Below are 17,712 nucleotides of genomic sequence, written 5' to 3' on the forward strand. Positions count from 1 at the left end.
TTATAGTTGATATTTATCATATCAAAACCATTATTTTTTATAACTAAAATCCACATATCCTTAGATTAATGTAAGAATATGTGGAAGATAGTATTATTATACTCATAACATAATGAGTCTTTTTATTTTCTAGGAGGAGCTATATGAATTGCTTCGTTTTTCAATCCTAAAGCAGCTTCATAAAATGCTTCGCTTAATGTTGGATGTGCATGTACTGTTTTTTTGATATCTTCTACACTAAGCTTATTATTTATTGCAAGTGCCCCTTCATGGATTATGTCAGAAGCATGTGGTCCCATAATGTGTACTCCTATTATGGTATCATCTTCTTTAAGTGATAGTATTTTTATAAATCCATCCCCTTCTCCAAGAGATAGTGCTTTTCCGTTAGCACCAAACATAAATTTACTTGCATTATATTGAAGTTCTGTTTTTTTAGCCTCATCTTCAGTTACCCCAACTGAAGCAACTTCTGGAAATACAAATATGCAATCTGGTATAATTGCTTCATATTTTTCATTTGTAAGTCCAGCTATATGTTCTACTGCATAAACTCCTTGATGAGATGCAGCATGAGCTAAAAGTGATATACCGTTCACGTCCCCAATCGCATATATACCCTCTATATTAGTTTTAAGATTCTCGTCTACCCTTATACCTTTTTTATCCATAACTATACCTAATGATTCTATATCTAAGCCTTTTACATTGGCTCTTCTCCCCTTAGAAATCAATATTGTATCCGCTGTTATAGACATTTCTCCCTTTTTACCCTCAGCTTTTATAACAAGTTTTCCCCCTTGTCTTTCAATAGATTTTACATCTACTGATGACTTAACTTCTATGCCTTGTTTCTTTAGATACGCAGAATATCGTTTTGTAATATCACTATCTACAGATGGAAACATTGTTGTTGAAGCTTTAATAACTGTAACTTTAGTCTTCATAGCATTAAATATTCCTGCGAATTCTAATCCTATTACCCCTCCTCCTAAAACTACTAACTCTTCTGGTATTTTATCAAATTCTAAAAGTTCATCACTAGTTACAACACCTTTTTCTTCACTACCCTTTATGCTCGGCATATATGGAACAGATCCCGTAGCTATTATAATGTTTTTAGCTATAATATCTTGAACACCATCTATAGTTTTAACAGTAACTGTATTTTTATCTTTTAAAGTAGCCTCTCCAGAAATAACTTGTACTTTATTAGCTTTTAAAAGTTGTTCTACTCCTGATACTAGAGTATGTACAATTTTATTTTTTCTATCTTGTACCTTTGCTACATCTATGCTGTAATCAGAAACATTTATTCCAAACTTATCTATATTTTCTAATATATTAAGTATTTCAGCATTTCTATAAAGAGCTTTTGTAGGTATACAACCTCTATTAAGACACGTACCACCTAGCTTATCTTTTTCTACTACTGTAACAGCAAGTCCAAGTTGGGCTGCTCTTATAGCAGCCACATACCCACCTGGACCTCCTCCTATTATAATTATATCCTTATCCATTATACACATATCCTCCTAATTCTCTTTACTCCATTTTACAATTGGAGTTCTTGCAGCTTTTACCTCATCTAGTCTTCTAACCGGAGTATTGTGAGGAGCTGTTTTAAAGATTTCAGGATCCTTTTCTGCTTCTTTAGCTATTTTAATCATAACATCAATAAACTCATCAATAGTTTCTTTGCTCTCAGTTTCAGTAGGCTCTATCATAAGCGCACTATCAACTATAAGAGGGAAATAAACTGTTGGTGGATGGAAGCCGTAATCTATGAGTCTTTTTGCAATATCAAGAGTTGAAACCCCTGTTTCTTTATTTTTTATTCCTGCAAATACTACTTCATGTTTACATACTTTATCAATAGCTATCTTATAGTAATCTTTTAGTCTTTCTTTAATGTAGTTAGCATTAAGAACAGCAACTTCTGAAGCTTCTTTTAATCCATCGCTACCTAAAGTTAATATATAAGTATGAGCTCTTACTAAAACTCCAAAGTTTCCATAAAAATTCTTTATCTTACCTATAGACTCTGGCTTATCATAATCTAAGGTAAATGCTTCATTTACTTTTTTAACTGCTGGAATAGGTAAGAACTTTTCTAATTCTTTTTTAACTCCAACGGGTCCTGATCCTGGTCCCCCTCCACCATGAGGTGTAGAGAATGTTTTATGAAGATTTAAGTGACACACATCAAATCCCATATCTCCAGGTCTTGTAAGTCCCATTACTGCATTTAGATTAGCTCCATCATAATAAAGTAATCCACCCGCTTCATGAACAAGATCTGCTATTTGTCTTATGTCTTTTTCAAACAAACCTAATGTATTAGGATTTGTAAGCATAAGACCAGCTATCTCGTCATTTAATACCGCTTTTAATGCATCAAGATCTACAGTACCATCTTTGTTTGATTTTATTTCTACTATATCAAATCCAACCACTTTCGCACTAGCTGGATTAGTTCCATGAGCTGAGTCAGGAACTATTATTTTATTTCTCTTTTTATCGCCTCTACTCCTATGATATTCTTTAATTATCATAAGTCCTGTAAGCTCTCCATGAGCTCCAGCTGCTGGTTGAAGCGTAAATGCATCAAGTCCTGTAATTTCGCATAAATTTCCTGATAGATTATACATAAGTTCTAGAGCACCTTGTATTTGATCTTCTTTTTGATAAGGATGAATTCTAGAAAAACCATTTAAAACTGCCATATCTTCATTTATCTTAGGATTGTATTTCATAGTACAAGATCCTAGTGGATAAAATCCCATATCTACACTATAATTCTTATTAGAAAGCGCTGTGTAATGTCTTACTACATCAACTTCACTAACTTCTGGTAATTCTATTTCATCATCTCTTAAAAGGTCCTTTGGAAGCAACTCCTCAAGCTCTATATCTGGAACGTCTAACTTTGGAAGTGAATATGCTTTTCTTCCGTCTTTTGAAAGTTCAAATATTAGTTTACTATAATCTCTCATCTATATCACCTCCATTACCTTAACTAGCTTATCTATATCAGATTTACTTCTTTTTTCTGTAACACATAAAAGCATAGTATTTTTATATTCTTCATAATCCTTTGTTATATTGTATCCACCTAATATGCCTTTATCTTCAAGACCCTCATTAGCTTTATCTACATCTTTATCTAAAACTACTGCAAATTCTTTAAAGAAAGGTTTATCTTTAAATAAAGGTTTTACCTTCCCAGATTCAATTAACTTGTTATAAGCATAATGAGATTTCTTTATACACTGTTCTGCCACCTCTTTAATTCCTTGCTTTCCAAGTGTGGACATATAAATAGCTGCTGATATAGCATTTAATGTCTGATCTGAACATATATTTGAAGTTGCCTTTTCACGTCTTATATGTTGCTCTCTTGCTTGAAGAGTTAATACAAAACCTCTTTTTCCATCTACATCTTCAGTTTGTCCAACTATTCTTCCTGGTAATTTTCTCATAAGCTTAGAAGTTGCTGTCATGAATCCTACGCAAGGTCCTCCGAAGTTTATGTTTTGTCCTAGTGCTTGTCCTTCTCCCACTGCAATATCCGCCCCTAGTTTTCCTGGGCTTTTAAGTATACCAAGTGAAATTGGATCTACACTCATTATGAAAAGTGATTTATTATCATGTATTATTTTTTCAGCCTCGCTAACATCTTCTATTATTCCAAAGAAATTAGGACTTTGAATTAATACTCCTGCTGTGTCTTTGTCCATAATACCTTTTAAGCTTTCTATATTTGTAGTACCGTCTTTCTCTTCTATTTCAACATATTCTACATCTCTAAACTTTAAGTAGGTCTCTAAAACCTTTCTTGTTTCAGGATTCACTGTTTTAGATACTAATACCTTTTTTCTTCTAGTTGACACAGATGATAATATTGCTGCTTCTGCTGCTGCTGTTGGTCCATCATACATTGATGCATTAGCTACATCAAGGCCTGTAAGCTCGCAAATCATACTTTGGAATTCAAATACTCCTTGTAATGTCCCTTGGCTTATCTCTGGTTGATATGGAGTATAAGCTGTATAAAATTCAGATCTAGATACTAAATGCTTTATTACTGATGGTATATAATGGTCATAAGCACCTGCCCCTAAGAAACAAATATAATCATCTATACTTTTATTCTTTCTTGCAAGTTCACTAACTCTATTGGATACTTCTAATTCAGAAGCTGACTTTTCAATTTGAAGCTCCTTATTTAATAAAACGTTTTCTGGAATATCCATAAAAAGATCTTCCATAGTTTTAACACCTATGGCTTTAAGCATCTCTTCCTTATCTTGGTCTATATTTGCGATATAAGGATACATATTTTACCCCTCCTTATTACATAACTCCTGATAATTTTCAGCATTTATTAATTCATTTAATTCTTCTTTATTAGTTACTTCTACACATAATAACCAATTATCATATGGATTATCATTTAAAACACTAGGATCCTCTACTACTTCTTCATTAACCTCTAATATCTTACCGCTAATTGGCATAAGAGAATCTGAAGCTGCCTTTACTGATTCAATAACTCCAAATACTTCTTCCTTTTCGAATTCACTATCTATCTCTGGTAATTCAACAAATACTATAGATCCTAAAGAGTGTTGAGCAAAGTCTGTAAGTCCTATATAAGCTTTATCCCCTTCTACCTTTACCCAATCGTGATCCTTTGTATATAATAGTTCTTTTAAAACTTTCATATTTAATACCCCCTATTTACTTTTAGTTTGTTTATTATAAAACTTTTTACTTATTATAGTTGCTTTTAATTTTCTATTTCTTACTTGGATAAATATTTCTTTACCCATTTCTGAATTCTCAATATTTATTAATGCACAACCGATATTTTTCTTTAGTGTTGGAGAGAAATATCCTGTAGTGACTACCCCTATTTCTTTTCCATTTTCATCTACTACATTATATCCATGTCTTGCAATTCCTTTATCCGTCATTTCAAATCCAATAACTTTTCTCTTCAAACCTTCAGCTTTTTGTTTTTGTAAAACATCTTTACCCATAAACCCTTCTTTATTCAATTTAACAAAATATCCAAGTCCACCTTCTAGTGGAGTTATATCTTGAGAAATTTCATTTCCGTATAAAGGAAGGTTTGCTTCGAATCTTAAAGTGTCTCTAGCTCCAAGTCCTATAGGCTTAACTCCATCCTCTTTTCCTTCTTTTAATATTGCATCCCATAAGGTTACAATTCCTGAAGGATCCATATATATTTCAAATCCATCTTCACCTGTATATCCTGTTCTTGATACTAAACAATCCACACCTTTAATTTTAACATTTCTCTTAAAATAGAAAAACTTAATTTCTGATAGATCTACATCCACCATTCTTTGAAGTATTTCTTGTGCTTTTGGCCCTTGAAGTGCTAATTGAGCATATTTAGGTGAAACGTTTTCTAATTCTATATCAAAACCCTCTTTATTGTCACAAAGCCATTTAAAGTCTTTATCTGCATTGCTAGCATTTACAACTAAAAAGTAATCACCCTCATCAAATTTGTATAATATTAAATCATCTACGACTCCACCATTTTCATAACACATTAAAGTATAAACGACTTGATTGTTTTCTAAAATGCCTATGTCATTTGTCATAATATGTTGTAAAAACTTTAACGCATCTTTACCTTTTACTGTAATCTCTCCCATATGAGAAACATCAAATAAACCTGCATTATTTCTTACGGCTTCATGTTCTGGGATTATCCCTTCAAACTCTACTGGTAAAAGCCACCCAGCATAATCAACTGCTTTGCCACCGTATTTTTCATATGAGTCAATAAGTGGTGTTTTCCTTAAATTATCCAATATTAGCCCCCCTATCATTTGAAATATATTATAAATAAACTTGACTTAACAAATTTATATAAATATTAAGCTTACTAAGAATTAAAAATACTATAGTAACTTGTTCTTTAAGACTATTATAAAGTTTCTTATAGAAAATTTCAATACATTTCACTGTTAATTACGAATTTTTTGAATGTTTAATCGATTGTATCTTTTTGCAAAATACCCCAACTCATTTATACGCCTTGATTCTAAGTTCTTTAATTGTTCTCAATGTACTTTACTAAAAGTTTCACATTATTTTCTATAGCTGATAAATGTGTTCTTTCATAGTGATGTGTAGAGTCTACACCAGGTCCTATACATGCAAATTTAAAATCTCCACCTTGAAGTATAGCGTGAGTAGCATCTGAACTATAAAAGTTAAAAACATCTACCCTGTAGTCTATATTATTTTCTCTTGCTATAGCTGAAAGTTTACGTCTTAATTCATAATCATAAACACTTTTATTATCTTTAGCTGCAATAGTTACAGCATACTCCGAAGATTCTTGTCCCTTTCCTACAGGTGCAATATCAATAGCTATCATTTCTTTAACTTTATATGATATGCTATTACCTGATACTCCATGTCCCATTTCTTCATAATTACTAATATAAATCTCTACAGTACAAGATGGTGTTATTTTATTTTCTTTTAAATATCTACATACTTCAAATACCATTGCTACTGCTAATTTATTATCTAAATATCTAGATTTAACAAATCCACTTTCAGTTATCTTTGTTCTTGTATCCATATAAATAAAATCGCCAACATTTATACCAATATCTAGTACATCCCTTTTGCTTTCAACCTTTTCATCTATTCTTATTATCATATTATTTTCATTTCTACTTAAATTCGCAACTTCTTGTCCATGTATGTGAGTAGATGCGGTTCTAGGAATAACAGATCCACTTATCTCACGTCCAGATTCAGTTATTATATGACAGTTCTCCCCTTCAATGGATCCAAAACATCCCCCTCCTATTCTTTTATATTTAAGCTTACCATCAGCTTCTATTTCCTTCACCATAGCTCCTAATGTATCCATGTGAGCAGATATGATTATTTCTTCCTCTGTATTTTTACCCTCTAACGTAGCAATTAATGCGCCTTTTTTTGTTATAACTGTTTTTAATCCTAGCTTTTCAAAATCTAATCTAGCTTCCTCAATAGCCATTTTAGTATATCCTCCAGGACTTGGTATATCCATATATTTCCTCATCATATTTAGCAAGTATTTCATATCAATATTCATATTTATTCCCTCCAATAATTATATATTACAGGTTTTATTATATCACAAACTATTTTGATATTAGATCCACATCAACTAGTAATATTGCAAGACATCCTTATATTTTGAAATATCAAGAAATAGAGGTATAATAAAAAAAAGGAGGTGTCTACATGAATGTAATAAAAAAGAATGGTAGAATAGAAGACTTTGATGAAAAAAAACTCGGAACAAGCATATTAAATGCTGCTTTAGATGCAAACACAAACTTAACTCAAGGTGATATAAATAACTTAATCAAAGAAATTTGTACCGAAATAAAAAAACTAGGTAATGATAGAACCTCAAGTTATGAGCTATTTGCTTTAACTATTACTATTTTAAAAAGACAGGGTTTTAAAAACTTAGCAAAGGAATATGTACTTTATTCAATAAATTCTTAATAAAAGCAGCCTAATTATAATATTAGGCTGCTTTTATTACTCCTTTTTACTCTTAAAAAAGTAGATCATACCAATCACTACCGCAGACATCATAATAGATACAGTTATATAAAATCCTTGTGGATGTTCTAATAAGGGCATAAACTTAAAATTCATACCAAATATTCCTGATAGTATACTAGCAGGAAGTAACATTACTGTAATAAATGTCAAAAGTTCCATAGTCTTATTCATTCTATTAGAATATATTGAGTTATAAATATCTATACAAGAATATATCGATGACTCAACATTTTCTGCTAAATTCAATGTATCTTGAAACGAAAAAAATAATTTATCATATAGTTTAATGTCTTCAAATTCATCTTCAAGATAAACTAATATAGACTTATAATAATTAGTACACCTTTTAATCATATATATTTTCTTTTTATCCTTTAATAAAGATTCAAGTTGTATACTATCTTTAGCCACAGCATCTTCAAATCTAAGCTCCACATCATCTTCTATCTTTATTAGCTTTTGATCATAACTTAACATAAAGAACTGAAATAATGACAAAAACACACTTTTATAATCTATTCCTTTATTTCTGCTTATCTTTTCTTCTATAAATTCTATAAACCCTTTTTCTTTAAAATATAAAGACACCAATCCTTCTTCAAGTATAGCCTCAACCCTTTTTTTATTTAATTCATCTACATAAGGCATATTAATAACTATCTTGTTTTTATCCTTTATTTCTATATCCCTACTAAAATTAATATTTGAACTCCTTTTAGTAAACATATCTTCATATACATCTGTTAAATATAGTACTGCATCTTCACCTTTTATTTCTTTATATCTTTTATTACTATCCATTTTACCATCTTTATATAGGACTATACCCAAACTAACATCTCCTCTAAACTATGATAATTAATTATGTTATATATTTAAAACAAGTGTATCTAATAATTACTTTAAATATATGTTGTATACTATTATAATGTATTTAAGAATAGTATAATAGAGTAACTAAGGAGGATTTAAAATGAGTGATAATAAAGATGATAGAATTGTTGATTTTAATGAACTTAAAAATAAAGCTAGAGAAAAGGATATAGACAACTTTGAGCAATATATGTATAACCTGTATTATTCTTTATCTTCCGGAGAATTATCTATAGCAGAGTTTTCTTCAGAAATTAAAGAATATATGAATAAAAACTCAATTTCTTCTGAAAAACTTTTTAACATTCAAAAAGAAATGCTGAAAAGGTCTGGTTTCGACCCTAAAGATATAGAATCTCAAATGAAAAGTCTTGGTGTAAACTTTTCTGAAATGCCAATAGAGGCAGACTATGAAAATATAAGAAAAGCTCTAGGATTTAACGATAAATACAAGGATAGCTTAAATTCAAAGGTAGTTAGCACCTATTCTATATCCAATAATTCTAATATGATAGATATAATTTTAGATAAAGAAAATGTAATTCTTAGAAGTATTAAATCTATAGACCTTAAGGATTTAGAACTAAATGAATTTTTATGTTCTTATAAGAAAGTAGTGGACGATAAGCCTTTAAATATATCCTTATGTGAAAACATGAAAGCTTATGAATATTAATAAAAAGCGACCCTAGAGTCGCTTTTTATTATACTTTATTTATCTTTTAAGACTGAACTAAATAGTTTTCTTTAGTCTTTACTTCTTTTTGTATTTTTTCTATAAAGCTATCAAGTGATGAAACACCTTCATCTCCATTTTTTCTACTTCTAACTGAAACTTCATTATTCTCTACTTCTTTTTCACCTACTATTAATAGATAAGGTACTCTTTCCATACGTCCTTCACGGATTTTGTAACCAATCTTTTCAGCTCTAAAGTCAGTTTCAACTCTTATATCTTTTTCTTTAAGTTGTTTTTCAACTTCTTTTGCATAGTCATGGAACTTTTCAGATATAGGCAGTACCTTAACTTGTACTGGTGAAAGCCATGTTGGGAATGCTCCAGCAAAGTGTTCTATTAATATACCTATAAATCTTTCAATGCTTCCAAATACAACTCTGTGTACCATAACTGGTCTATGCTTTTCTGAATCTGCACCTATATAGGAAATATCAAATCTTTCCGGCATTTGGAAATCTAATTGTACTGTTCCACACTGCCAAGTCCTACCTATACAATCTCTTAAATGGAAGTCTATCTTAGGACCATAAAATGCTCCATCACCTTCATTTATCTTATATTTAAGCCCAGCTTTATCTAAAGCTGATTTAAGACCACTTGTTGCAAGTTCCCAGTCTTCATCGCTGCCCATAGAATTTTCTGGTCTAGTTGAAAGTTCTACAAAGTAATCAAATCCAAATTTCTTATAAAAGTCATCAATTAATTTAATAACGTCTACTACTTCATCTGTAATTTGCTCCTTAGTCATAAATATATGAGCATCATCTTGAGTAAAGCATCTAACTCTCATAAGTCCGTGTAAAGCACCTGAAAGTTCATGTCTATGAACAAGTCCAAGCTCAGCAAGTCTTATTGGTAATTCTTTATAAGAGTGCATACCATCTTTATATACTAATATAGAACCAGGGCAATTCATTGGTTTTATTGCAAAGTCTTCTTCATCTATCTTAGTAAAATACATATTTTCTTTATAATGATCCCAGTGTCCTGACTGATGCCATAAAGATTCACTTAGTATGATAGGAGTTTTTATCTCATCATATCCTGATTTTCTATGAACTTCTCTCCAATAATCTTCTAAAAGATTTCTAAGAACCATTCCTTTAGGATAAAAGAATGGAAATCCTGGACCCTCTTCATGCATGGCAAAAAGACCAAGTTCTTTACCTATCTTTCTATGATCTCTTTTTTTAGCTTCTTCTAACATATTTAGGTATGCTTCAAGCTCGCTTTGTTTTGAAAAAGCTGTTCCATATATTCTTTGAAGCATTTTCTTTTTTTCGTCACCTCTCCAATAAGCTCCTGCAAGGGACAGCAATTTAACTGATTTAACCTTTTTAGTAGAAGGTACATGGGGACCTGCACATAAGTCTACAAATTCACCTTGCTTGTAAAATGATATAATAGAATCCTCTGGCAAATCTTGTATTAATTCAACCTTATAATCTTCATCTTTATTCCTAACATACTCAATAGCTTCTGATCTTGGAAGTTCAAATCTTTCTAATACTAAATCTTCTTTTATTATCTTTTGCATTTCTTTTTCTATTTTTTCTAATATTTCTGGTGTAAACGAAAAGTCCGCTTCAAAATCATAATAAAATCCATTTTCTATAGCAGGTCCTATTGCTAATTTAACCTTTGGATATAATCTTTTAACTGCCTGAGCCAAAATATGAGATCCAGTATGTCTTAATGTCCACTTTCCATCCTCGTCCTCAAAAGTTAATATTTCAAGTTCACAATCCTCATTTATCTCAGCCATAAGCTCAGATCTTTTTCCATTTATCTTAGCTGATAATGCTTTTTTATAAAGACCTTGACTTAAGCTTTTTGCGATTTCACTTACCTTTGTTCCTTTTTCAACCTCTATAATACTTCCATCTTTAAGTGTAACTTTAATCATAATAATCCTCCTTCTTTAATCTATATTAATTTGCTTAAACTCATTTTTTTGTAAAATAAAAACTCCTCCCGAAAATGGGACGAGCAAACGCGTTTCCACCCAAATTGGCAACAAATTTTTTAAAAAATTTGTGCCCTCTCGAAACTATTAACGCTAGTACACGGAAATGCTTACTATATATTTCAGCACTCTACTCTGAGATGGTATTCGGTTGATTTTATTTAAGAATACTTTCAGCCAAGGTATCCTATCTCTTTAAATTCCTATCCAACCTACTGTTCTCTTCACTGTATTTATATTTTTAATATTGTACAAAATTATATCACGTTATAATATAATGTCAATACTATTTTTGTAAATAAACAAAAATAATAAAAGATAAATAAACCATTATTATCTATACATTATTATATCACATAACATCATTGTATAGTAGAAAGTTCCATTGTAATATTCAAAACCTCTTACCCACTTATGTCCACCTATACCACCCATCCACTATAGATTTTTTAGACAAGCCTTTGTTACACTACACTTAAATCTAAAGTAACGAAAGGATGGATTATAAATGAGATTAAAATCTTTAAAATCTAAAGTACTAACCTGTAGCTTATTAGTTTTAGTATCTACATCTACTTATGTACAAGCTGCTACATATACGGTTAAAAGTGGTGATTCACTTTTTAAAATAGGAAAGTTATTTAATGTCTCCTATAATACTATAATGAATGATAATAGTCTTAAATCTTCATTAATATATCCTGGTGAAAAGCTATATTTAAATTCTACAGAGTATATCGTTAAATCAGGAGATAGCTTATTTAAAATAGCAAAAAATCATGGTATTTCCATTGATAATCTAAGACTTGCAAATAACATATATGGAAATCTAATATACCAAAGTCAAGTATTAGCTATACCAAAAGAGGGATCCGATGTAGTAAATACACCAAACAAAAATCTAAATACTCCAATTGAAAATAAAAGTGCTATAATGAAATATTCTAATGAAGATCTAGATTTATTAGCTAGACTTGTAACCGCTGAATCAGAATCAGAACCTTATAGTGCAAAGGTAGCTGTTGCTGCAGTAGTTTTAAACAGAGTTAAGAGTACTATTTTCCCATCTTCAATTAAAGATGTTGTTTACGATAAAAGTGATGGATACTATCAATTCACCCCTACTATGAATGGTTTTATAAATAAACCAGCTTCAGAAAGTTCAAAAAAGGCTGCTAAAGAAGCCTTATATGGATCTGATCCAAGTAATGGTGCCTTATACTATTTCGACGATAGCGTTACTAACAAATGGCTTTTATCAAAAAAAGATGCTGTAGTTATAGGTAAATTGATATTTAAATATTAGTTCATGAAAAATAGGCTATATAAGTATACTTATATAGCCTAAAGCATCGCTTAATATTTATTCATGTCTTAGTTAAAAAAAATGAGAATTCATTCTAAAATTTTAAATGGAATCGCGATTTGTATTAAGATATATTTTTAAAACGGCATAATTAATTGATTAAAAAGTAATTTCATCTGGGTCAGGCCCAATTCTTTCTTCTTTATTTAAAGAAGCTATCTTTTCCATATCCTCTAAAGAGATCTCAAAATCAAATATCTCTGTGTTTTCTTTTATTCTACTTTTAGTTACTGATTTAGGTATTGTTACAACTCCCATTTGAATATCCCATCTTAATGTAATTTGTGATATGGTTTTATTATATTTAATAGAAAGATCTTTCATAAGATCTATAGAAAAGACTTCACCTTGCATAAGTGGTCCCCAAGCTTCTAACTGAATACCATTTTTCATACAAAAATTTAAAACCTCTTTATTTTGAAGCCGAGGATGGAATTCAACTTGATTTACCATAGGACATATATTAGCTTTTACCATAATCTCACTTAAATGATGTACTTTAAAGTTACTAACACCTATGGACCTTATAAGCTTTTCATCATAAAGCCTTTCCAAGGCCTTCCATGTCTGTCTATTTAAATCTTTAGGCCAATGTATAAGGTATAAATCTAAATAGTCCGTTTTAAGTTTTTTAAGGGACGCTTCAAAAGCTCTAAGTGTATTATCATATCCATGATCCCCATTCCAAACCTTACTTGTTAGGAAGATCTCTCTTCTTAAAACATCACTTTCCTTAATTGTATTTCCTATTCCGTCTTCATTTTTATACATAGAAGCCGTGTCTATATGCCTATATCCAGCCTTTAAAGCTTCTAATATGGAATCTTTAATAGCATCATCATTCTCAATTTCAAAAGTGCCAAATCCTAAGCAAGGCATTTGTACACCATTATTCAACTTAAAACTTTTAGTAAAACTTTTCATCTTATACCTCCTGATGCTCTTAATACCTTTTTTAATATATGTATTTATTATGTAAAATCATCAATAAATCCAAATTATAAACTTAACACCTTTAAGATTATAATTTAGATTTATTATAACATAGATAATTAAATAAAGATTCACCAACCTTTTTAAATTCTATTCAACCAAAACCTAAGTCTTTCTGTATCTTACCAGGTAAACGTATCCCACCCATAAGGATACCAGGTTTTAAGGTCAATATAATAAAAAACACTCTATCGTAGACCTTTTAACATCTACTCTATAGTGTTTTTTATTATATATTGTTTTTATATTTAATTATATAGTAAATAATAGTTGTATTATTACATTTTATAAATCATTACTTTTCTATAATGTATAAATCCCTTTATGATGGTTTATTCTTCAGAAGTTACAGCTTCTTCTGTTTCATCAGCCTTCATTTCTTGTTGTTTTGCTGAGGATATTAATGCAACAACTTCATCTTTATCCTCAAGGACCTCAAGATTAGAATCTATCTTTATATCACTTACAATGATTTTGTCACCAAGCTCTTTATTTTCTACATCTATTTCAATTCCTTCTGGCATATACTTCATTTTACCACTTAACTCTAATTCAGTTAAGTAATTTTCGATCATTAAATTTTTACTCTCAATCATCCTTTTACCTGTAAATGTAATTGGAATTTTGATCTTAATTTCTTCGTTTTCGCTTATAGATTGCATATCTATATGGATGAGCTTTCCGGTTGCTGCGTCTCTTTGAACTTCTTTAACTATACATCTTGTGCTTGAATCCCCAATATTAACTTTAAATCTAGATGTCTTTGTATTATCCTTTAATAGTTTATTTAGTTCAAGAAAATCAAATTGAACAATTTTTGCCTCAAAATCTTGTCCGTAAATTACTCCCGGTATAAATCCCTCTCTTCTTATCCTTTTTACATTTGAGCTTCTTTCTAAAGCTAGTATATTATCTACTGGCATCTAATCTACCCCTTTCTTAAAATAAATTCAAGTAGACCAGTCATCTACAGTGATTTATATGCCTAATTCTATACCAATGGTTTTTTATGTCAAGGCTTATGAGCCTTTGTTTATACTTTATTAACCCTTTGTTCAAATAATTTTCTTAATATTTAGAATTTTTGGTCCCATCCACTAAAAAAAGCCTTGTTTTAAACAAGGCTTTTTACGCAATCTTTTCTATGTAGTTATAAACATATATCTAAGTTTCAAAGATGTTTTTAGCCAAGCTAAAGCTTAGAAATCATATATTTAACGTATCACATCTTTATTCACTTTATATTAAGGCTACAACTTCTATTTCTACTATAGCATCTTTAGGTAATTTAGAAATTTCAATACAAGATCTTGCTGGTGGATTTTCTTTGAAATAACTTGCATATACTTCATTCATATCTGAAAAGTCATTTAAATCTTTTAAAAACACTAGTGTTTTAACAACCTTATCCATAGATGTTCCAGCTTCCTCTAATATAGCCTTAACATTTTCAAGGCACTGCGCTGTAGCACTTTTTATATCTTCCATTAATTCATTATTCTTTGCGTTAATTGGCAACTGACCTGAAGTATAAATAAAGTTACCCGCCTTTATAGCTTGAGAGTAAGGTCCTATAGCCCCCGGAGCATCATTTGTTAATATAACTTCTTTATTCATTTCTATTCCTCCTTATTCAACTTGTGTAAATTTTAGATTAATTAATATGATTTTAAACCTAGTTAATACCTTTAACTATCTTTAACTACATTACTTAATCTATAGTATTATAATACATTTTAATTCCTTTTATTTCAACTTTTAATTCATGTACTATCCTTAACTTTATAACTAAAACCTTAATTTAAGGTTTTCTATTTATATCATAAAAGTCTTCTTCAATCCACTGCATAAGCGGCCTTTTAATTGGACTCTTATCCCCTTCATTTATATAAATTAAATTCTTATATCTTCCTGTAATCATGGATAAGTGATCTATTGCAAGTCTCCCTATATTAGTGGGAGCTAAATTTGGTGATATTACTTTTGAAACATTATCTTCACATTTATCCCTAGCTGAAAATACTATAAACTTCCTACAACTTAAAGGTCTAGCTTCGTATATACCGCAAGCCCCCTCTTCATTTAAAAATATACAAGGAATATCCTTTAAAGCATATTCATAATGTAGCTTATCCAATTCTTCTTTGCTTAATTCATAAGGTCTTGAAGTAGTTTCTACCTCTTCTTTGATTTCTTTTAACTTTGTTTTGTAAGCATTTATTTCATCATCGCTTTTATTATCTACAACATATCTTCTAATATTTTCTGCTTCAATAGCTGTAAGGTCTACATAAAGACTACAACAAGAAGAGCATCCCTTTTTACAAGGAGCAAAATGTGAAAATTGATTCATTCCCCTATTAACCTTTTCATATATGTTATTTAAAATCTCCATTGATTTACTAATAGTTAAAACTGATTGTCCTTCTAAATCAAAAATGTTATACATAGCGTAATCTGTTATTTCATCATAAACTTTCATATTAGATGTATGATTAAAGATCATGTCTTTATTCTCATAATTTTTACCTAATGTATAATACTCTTGTTTTTTTGATTTACAACATTCCTCATACGCTTTACCACTATTACAAAGACAAAGATTTTGATCTTTAACCTTTACCCTTTTTTCTTTCATAATAATACTGCCCAACTAACTCACTCCTAAAGATTTTTTAAAATTATATAGCTTCTATTGGAAAGCTTATTGCATTCTATCATATATTTAAATAATCTGTCTAATATTTACACATAAAATGGAACCCATTATATTAAATGTATTAGTTTTTCCATTTAAAGTGTATACATCTATTAAATGCATACACTTTAAATACAATTAATTTTAAATGCAAAAAGAGATATTAATTACCTTTACTTTAAACGTAATTAATATCTCTTTTATAACTTTAACCTTTTAATGAGCGTATTTAAAATAAACATAGTCTATACTATCTTTTTTAAAGTTCTCTATGATGTAATCCCACTAGGCTAGACACTGGCATTGTAAATATTATTCCTGTACCTGGTTCATTAAGCCTTCCTACTTTAATTATCTCATCCATTATATTTTTACTATTTTCTTTTTCTGAAAGTATAATTATAACCTCTTTAGAAGGCTCTACATCTAAATTAAAAAACCTTTTCCCTTCGCTTTCTCCGGTTCCTCGTCCATAGAAGGTGGTTGCACCTTTTGCTCCTACAGTTTTGGCACTTTGAATTAACTTATGAGCTCTTCCTCTATCAACTATGACTATAATAGCCTCTACTTCAAACATAAAATACCCTCCTTAAAACTTTACTATAATACCTAATAATAATACAGCAATTATAGGAGTAATGGAAGCTAGACCTATTATACCAAATCCATCAAGTAAAGGGTCGCTGCCACTTATTACAGAGGATAGTCCTATGGCTAGTGCCATGTTTAATGGAACAGTAACAGGGCCTGTAGTAACTCCCCCTGAATCAAAGGCTATACCAGTTATGCTATTTGGTGCAAAATAAGCAAGAATTGATGCAATCAATACCATTGGTATTATTATATGAGTATACGGAATACTATACATTATCTTTATCATACCAAGTGATATTCCTATACCAACCCCTGTTGCTACTGCATGAATGAGCCATTTATTATTCATGGTTCCAACTGAAAGTTCTTCTATTTCCATAGCCAAAGATGCTAACGCCGGTTCTGCAAGTGTTGTGGTATATCCAAGTATAAATGCAAAGGCTATCACTAGTAGCTTATTATCTAATAGTGGTAATTTAGACCCTACAGAGCTTCCTAGTGGCATAAGCCCAATTTCCAAACCTTTTATAAACATATACAAACCAACAGTACTTAATACAATACCTAATATAAGTGGCTTAATATCTCCTATAGGACTTTTAAGTACAAAGATCTGAAATACTATTAAAAATAAAGATACAGGTATTATATCTTTAGCCGTTAAAGCCAATCCTTTTAAAATGTTTAAAACCAAATAAACCCCTCCCAGAATGTCAAGTGTTATTTTATTTGACAAGTGAACAAATATCATTAAATATGGTTACTTATACACTAGAATGTCCCTCTACCTTACCATATCATTTTAATCCGCACCTTATTATAACAAAGTAGTCTGCTCATATCAACAAGTTGCAATTTTC

The 17,712-nt window shown here is 30.2% G+C and carries 17 protein-coding genes and 1 other annotated feature; of the genes, 3 read left to right on the forward strand and 14 right to left on the reverse strand.

Features of this window, described 5'->3' with window-relative positions; all coding sequences use genetic code 11:
* Nucleotides 1-122: 122 nt before the first annotated feature.
* The 6 genes from lpdA to DY168_RS11535 form a co-directional block, all read right to left on the reverse strand.
* On the reverse strand, nucleotides 123-1,520 hold the full coding sequence (gene lpdA, locus DY168_RS11510) for a dihydrolipoyl dehydrogenase (RefSeq protein ID WP_115641864.1): 1,398 nt from the start codon (nucleotides 1,518-1,520) through the stop codon (nucleotides 123-125).
* A gap of 15 nt (nucleotides 1,521-1,535) precedes the next feature.
* Nucleotides 1,536-2,996, reverse strand: a complete 1,461-nt coding sequence (gene gcvPB, locus DY168_RS11515; protein WP_115641865.1) for an aminomethyl-transferring glycine dehydrogenase subunit GcvPB — start codon at nucleotides 2,994-2,996, stop codon at nucleotides 1,536-1,538.
* Nucleotides 2,997-4,340: an aminomethyl-transferring glycine dehydrogenase subunit GcvPA gene (gene gcvPA, locus DY168_RS11520; protein WP_115641866.1), complete on the reverse strand. Its 1,344-nt coding sequence runs from the start codon at nucleotides 4,338-4,340 to the stop codon at nucleotides 2,997-2,999.
* A gap of 3 nt (nucleotides 4,341-4,343) precedes the next feature.
* Nucleotides 4,344-4,727, reverse strand: a complete 384-nt coding sequence (gene gcvH / locus DY168_RS11525; RefSeq protein ID WP_115641867.1) for a glycine cleavage system protein GcvH — start codon at nucleotides 4,725-4,727, stop codon at nucleotides 4,344-4,346.
* Nucleotides 4,728-4,739: 12 nt separating this feature from the next.
* Nucleotides 4,740-5,852 (reverse strand): glycine cleavage system aminomethyltransferase GcvT, encoded by a 1,113-nt coding sequence (gene gcvT, locus DY168_RS11530; RefSeq protein ID WP_115641868.1) that lies wholly within the window; start codon nucleotides 5,850-5,852, stop codon nucleotides 4,740-4,742.
* A gap of 242 nt (nucleotides 5,853-6,094) precedes the next feature.
* Nucleotides 6,095-7,138, reverse strand: a complete 1,044-nt coding sequence (locus DY168_RS11535; RefSeq protein ID WP_115641869.1) for a M42 family metallopeptidase — start codon at nucleotides 7,136-7,138, stop codon at nucleotides 6,095-6,097.
* Between the two features lie 152 nt (nucleotides 7,139-7,290).
* Here DY168_RS11535 and DY168_RS11540 point away from each other — a divergent pair, with 152 nt between their 5' ends.
* Nucleotides 7,291-7,560, forward strand: a complete 270-nt coding sequence (locus DY168_RS11540) for an ATP cone domain-containing protein (protein ID WP_115641870.1) — start codon at nucleotides 7,291-7,293, stop codon at nucleotides 7,558-7,560.
* Nucleotides 7,561-7,596: 36 nt separating this feature from the next.
* On the opposite strand, the gene DY168_RS11545 is transcribed toward DY168_RS11540, so the two are convergent.
* Entirely contained in the window at nucleotides 7,597-8,454 is an 858-nt protein-coding gene (locus DY168_RS11545) for a CorA family divalent cation transporter (protein WP_115641871.1), read from the reverse strand.
* Between the two features lie 142 nt (nucleotides 8,455-8,596).
* Between DY168_RS11545 and DY168_RS11550 the strand changes: the two genes are divergently transcribed.
* Complete coding sequence (locus DY168_RS11550; protein ID WP_115641872.1) at nucleotides 8,597-9,172, forward strand: DUF3867 domain-containing protein; 576 nt, start codon at nucleotides 8,597-8,599, stop codon at nucleotides 9,170-9,172.
* A 46-nt stretch (nucleotides 9,173-9,218) separates the two neighbouring features.
* Here DY168_RS11550 and thrS read toward each other — a convergent pair whose 3' ends face one another.
* Nucleotides 9,219-11,141 carry a threonine--tRNA ligase gene (gene thrS, locus DY168_RS11555; RefSeq protein WP_115641873.1) on the reverse strand — a complete coding sequence of 641 codons (1,923 nt, stop codon included), beginning with the start codon at nucleotides 11,139-11,141 and terminating at the stop codon, nucleotides 9,219-9,221.
* Nucleotides 11,142-11,213: 72 nt separating this feature from the next.
* Nucleotides 11,214-11,438, reverse strand: a binding site (T-box leader).
* 271 nt (nucleotides 11,439-11,709) lie between these two features.
* On the opposite strand from thrS, the gene DY168_RS11560 reads away from it, so the two are divergent.
* Nucleotides 11,710-12,507 carry a cell wall hydrolase gene (locus tag DY168_RS11560; protein WP_115641874.1) on the forward strand — a complete coding sequence of 266 codons (798 nt, stop codon included), beginning with the start codon at nucleotides 11,710-11,712 and terminating at the stop codon, nucleotides 12,505-12,507.
* 159 nt (nucleotides 12,508-12,666) lie between these two features.
* Here DY168_RS11560 and DY168_RS11565 read toward each other — a convergent pair whose 3' ends face one another.
* The 6 genes from DY168_RS11565 to DY168_RS11590 form a co-directional block, all read right to left on the reverse strand.
* Nucleotides 12,667-13,491 carry an aldo/keto reductase gene (locus DY168_RS11565; RefSeq protein ID WP_115641875.1) on the reverse strand — a complete coding sequence of 275 codons (825 nt, stop codon included), beginning with the start codon at nucleotides 13,489-13,491 and terminating at the stop codon, nucleotides 12,667-12,669.
* Nucleotides 13,492-13,892: 401 nt separating this feature from the next.
* Nucleotides 13,893-14,483 carry a 50S ribosomal protein L25 gene (locus tag DY168_RS11570; RefSeq protein ID WP_115641876.1) on the reverse strand — a complete coding sequence of 197 codons (591 nt, stop codon included), beginning with the start codon at nucleotides 14,481-14,483 and terminating at the stop codon, nucleotides 13,893-13,895.
* 316 nt (nucleotides 14,484-14,799) lie between these two features.
* The gene (locus DY168_RS11575) at nucleotides 14,800-15,177 is read right to left on the reverse strand and encodes a RidA family protein (RefSeq protein WP_115641877.1); all 378 of its coding nucleotides are present in this window, start codon (nucleotides 15,175-15,177) and stop codon (nucleotides 14,800-14,802) included.
* Nucleotides 15,178-15,361: 184 nt separating this feature from the next.
* Entirely contained in the window at nucleotides 15,362-16,213 is an 852-nt protein-coding gene (locus tag DY168_RS11580; RefSeq protein WP_115641878.1) for a YkgJ family cysteine cluster protein, read from the reverse strand.
* Nucleotides 16,214-16,517: 304 nt separating this feature from the next.
* Nucleotides 16,518-16,835 (reverse strand): P-II family nitrogen regulator, encoded by a 318-nt coding sequence (locus DY168_RS11585; protein ID WP_115641879.1) that lies wholly within the window; start codon nucleotides 16,833-16,835, stop codon nucleotides 16,518-16,520.
* Nucleotides 16,836-16,847: 12 nt separating this feature from the next.
* Entirely contained in the window at nucleotides 16,848-17,546 is a 699-nt protein-coding gene (locus DY168_RS11590; protein ID WP_242984121.1) for a DUF1538 domain-containing protein, read from the reverse strand.
* Nucleotides 17,547-17,712: the final 166 nt, after the last annotated feature.

This window comes from Clostridium putrefaciens, assembly GCF_900461105.1.
Lineage (GTDB): Bacteria > Bacillota > Clostridia > Clostridiales > Clostridiaceae > Clostridium_L > Clostridium_L putrefaciens.

Bases quoted from the DNA above. Each gene is read 5' to 3' on its own strand.
- DY168_RS11535 (WP_115641869.1), bottom strand. From the start codon at position 7,138: ATGAATATTGATATGAAATACTTGCTAAATATGATGAGGAAATATATG.
- gcvPB (WP_115641865.1), bottom strand. From the start codon at position 2,996: ATGAGAGATTATAGTAAACTAATATTTGAACTTTCAAAAGACGGAAGA.
- DY168_RS11540 (WP_115641870.1), top strand. From the start codon at position 7,291: ATGAATGTAATAAAAAAGAATGGTAGAATAGAAGACTTTGATGAAAAA.
- gcvH (WP_115641867.1), bottom strand. From the start codon at position 4,727: ATGAAAGTTTTAAAAGAACTATTATATACAAAGGATCACGATTGGGTA.
- thrS (WP_115641873.1), bottom strand. From the start codon at position 11,141: ATGATTAAAGTTACACTTAAAGATGGAAGTATTATAGAGGTTGAAAAA.
- gcvPA (WP_115641866.1), bottom strand. From the start codon at position 4,340: ATGTATCCTTATATCGCAAATATAGACCAAGATAAGGAAGAGATGCTT.
- DY168_RS11585 (WP_115641879.1), bottom strand. From the start codon at position 16,835: ATGTTTGAAGTAGAGGCTATTATAGTCATAGTTGATAGAGGAAGAGCT.
- DY168_RS11565 (WP_115641875.1), bottom strand. From the start codon at position 13,491: ATGAAAAGTTTTACTAAAAGTTTTAAGTTGAATAATGGTGTACAAATG.
- DY168_RS11560 (WP_115641874.1), top strand. From the start codon at position 11,710: ATGAGATTAAAATCTTTAAAATCTAAAGTACTAACCTGTAGCTTATTA.
- DY168_RS11575 (WP_115641877.1), bottom strand. From the start codon at position 15,177: ATGAATAAAGAAGTTATATTAACAAATGATGCTCCGGGGGCTATAGGA.
- DY168_RS11550 (WP_115641872.1), top strand. From the start codon at position 8,597: ATGAGTGATAATAAAGATGATAGAATTGTTGATTTTAATGAACTTAAA.
- lpdA (WP_115641864.1), bottom strand. From the start codon at position 1,520: ATGGATAAGGATATAATTATAATAGGAGGAGGTCCAGGTGGGTATGTG.
- DY168_RS11570 (WP_115641876.1), bottom strand. From the start codon at position 14,483: ATGCCAGTAGATAATATACTAGCTTTAGAAAGAAGCTCAAATGTAAAA.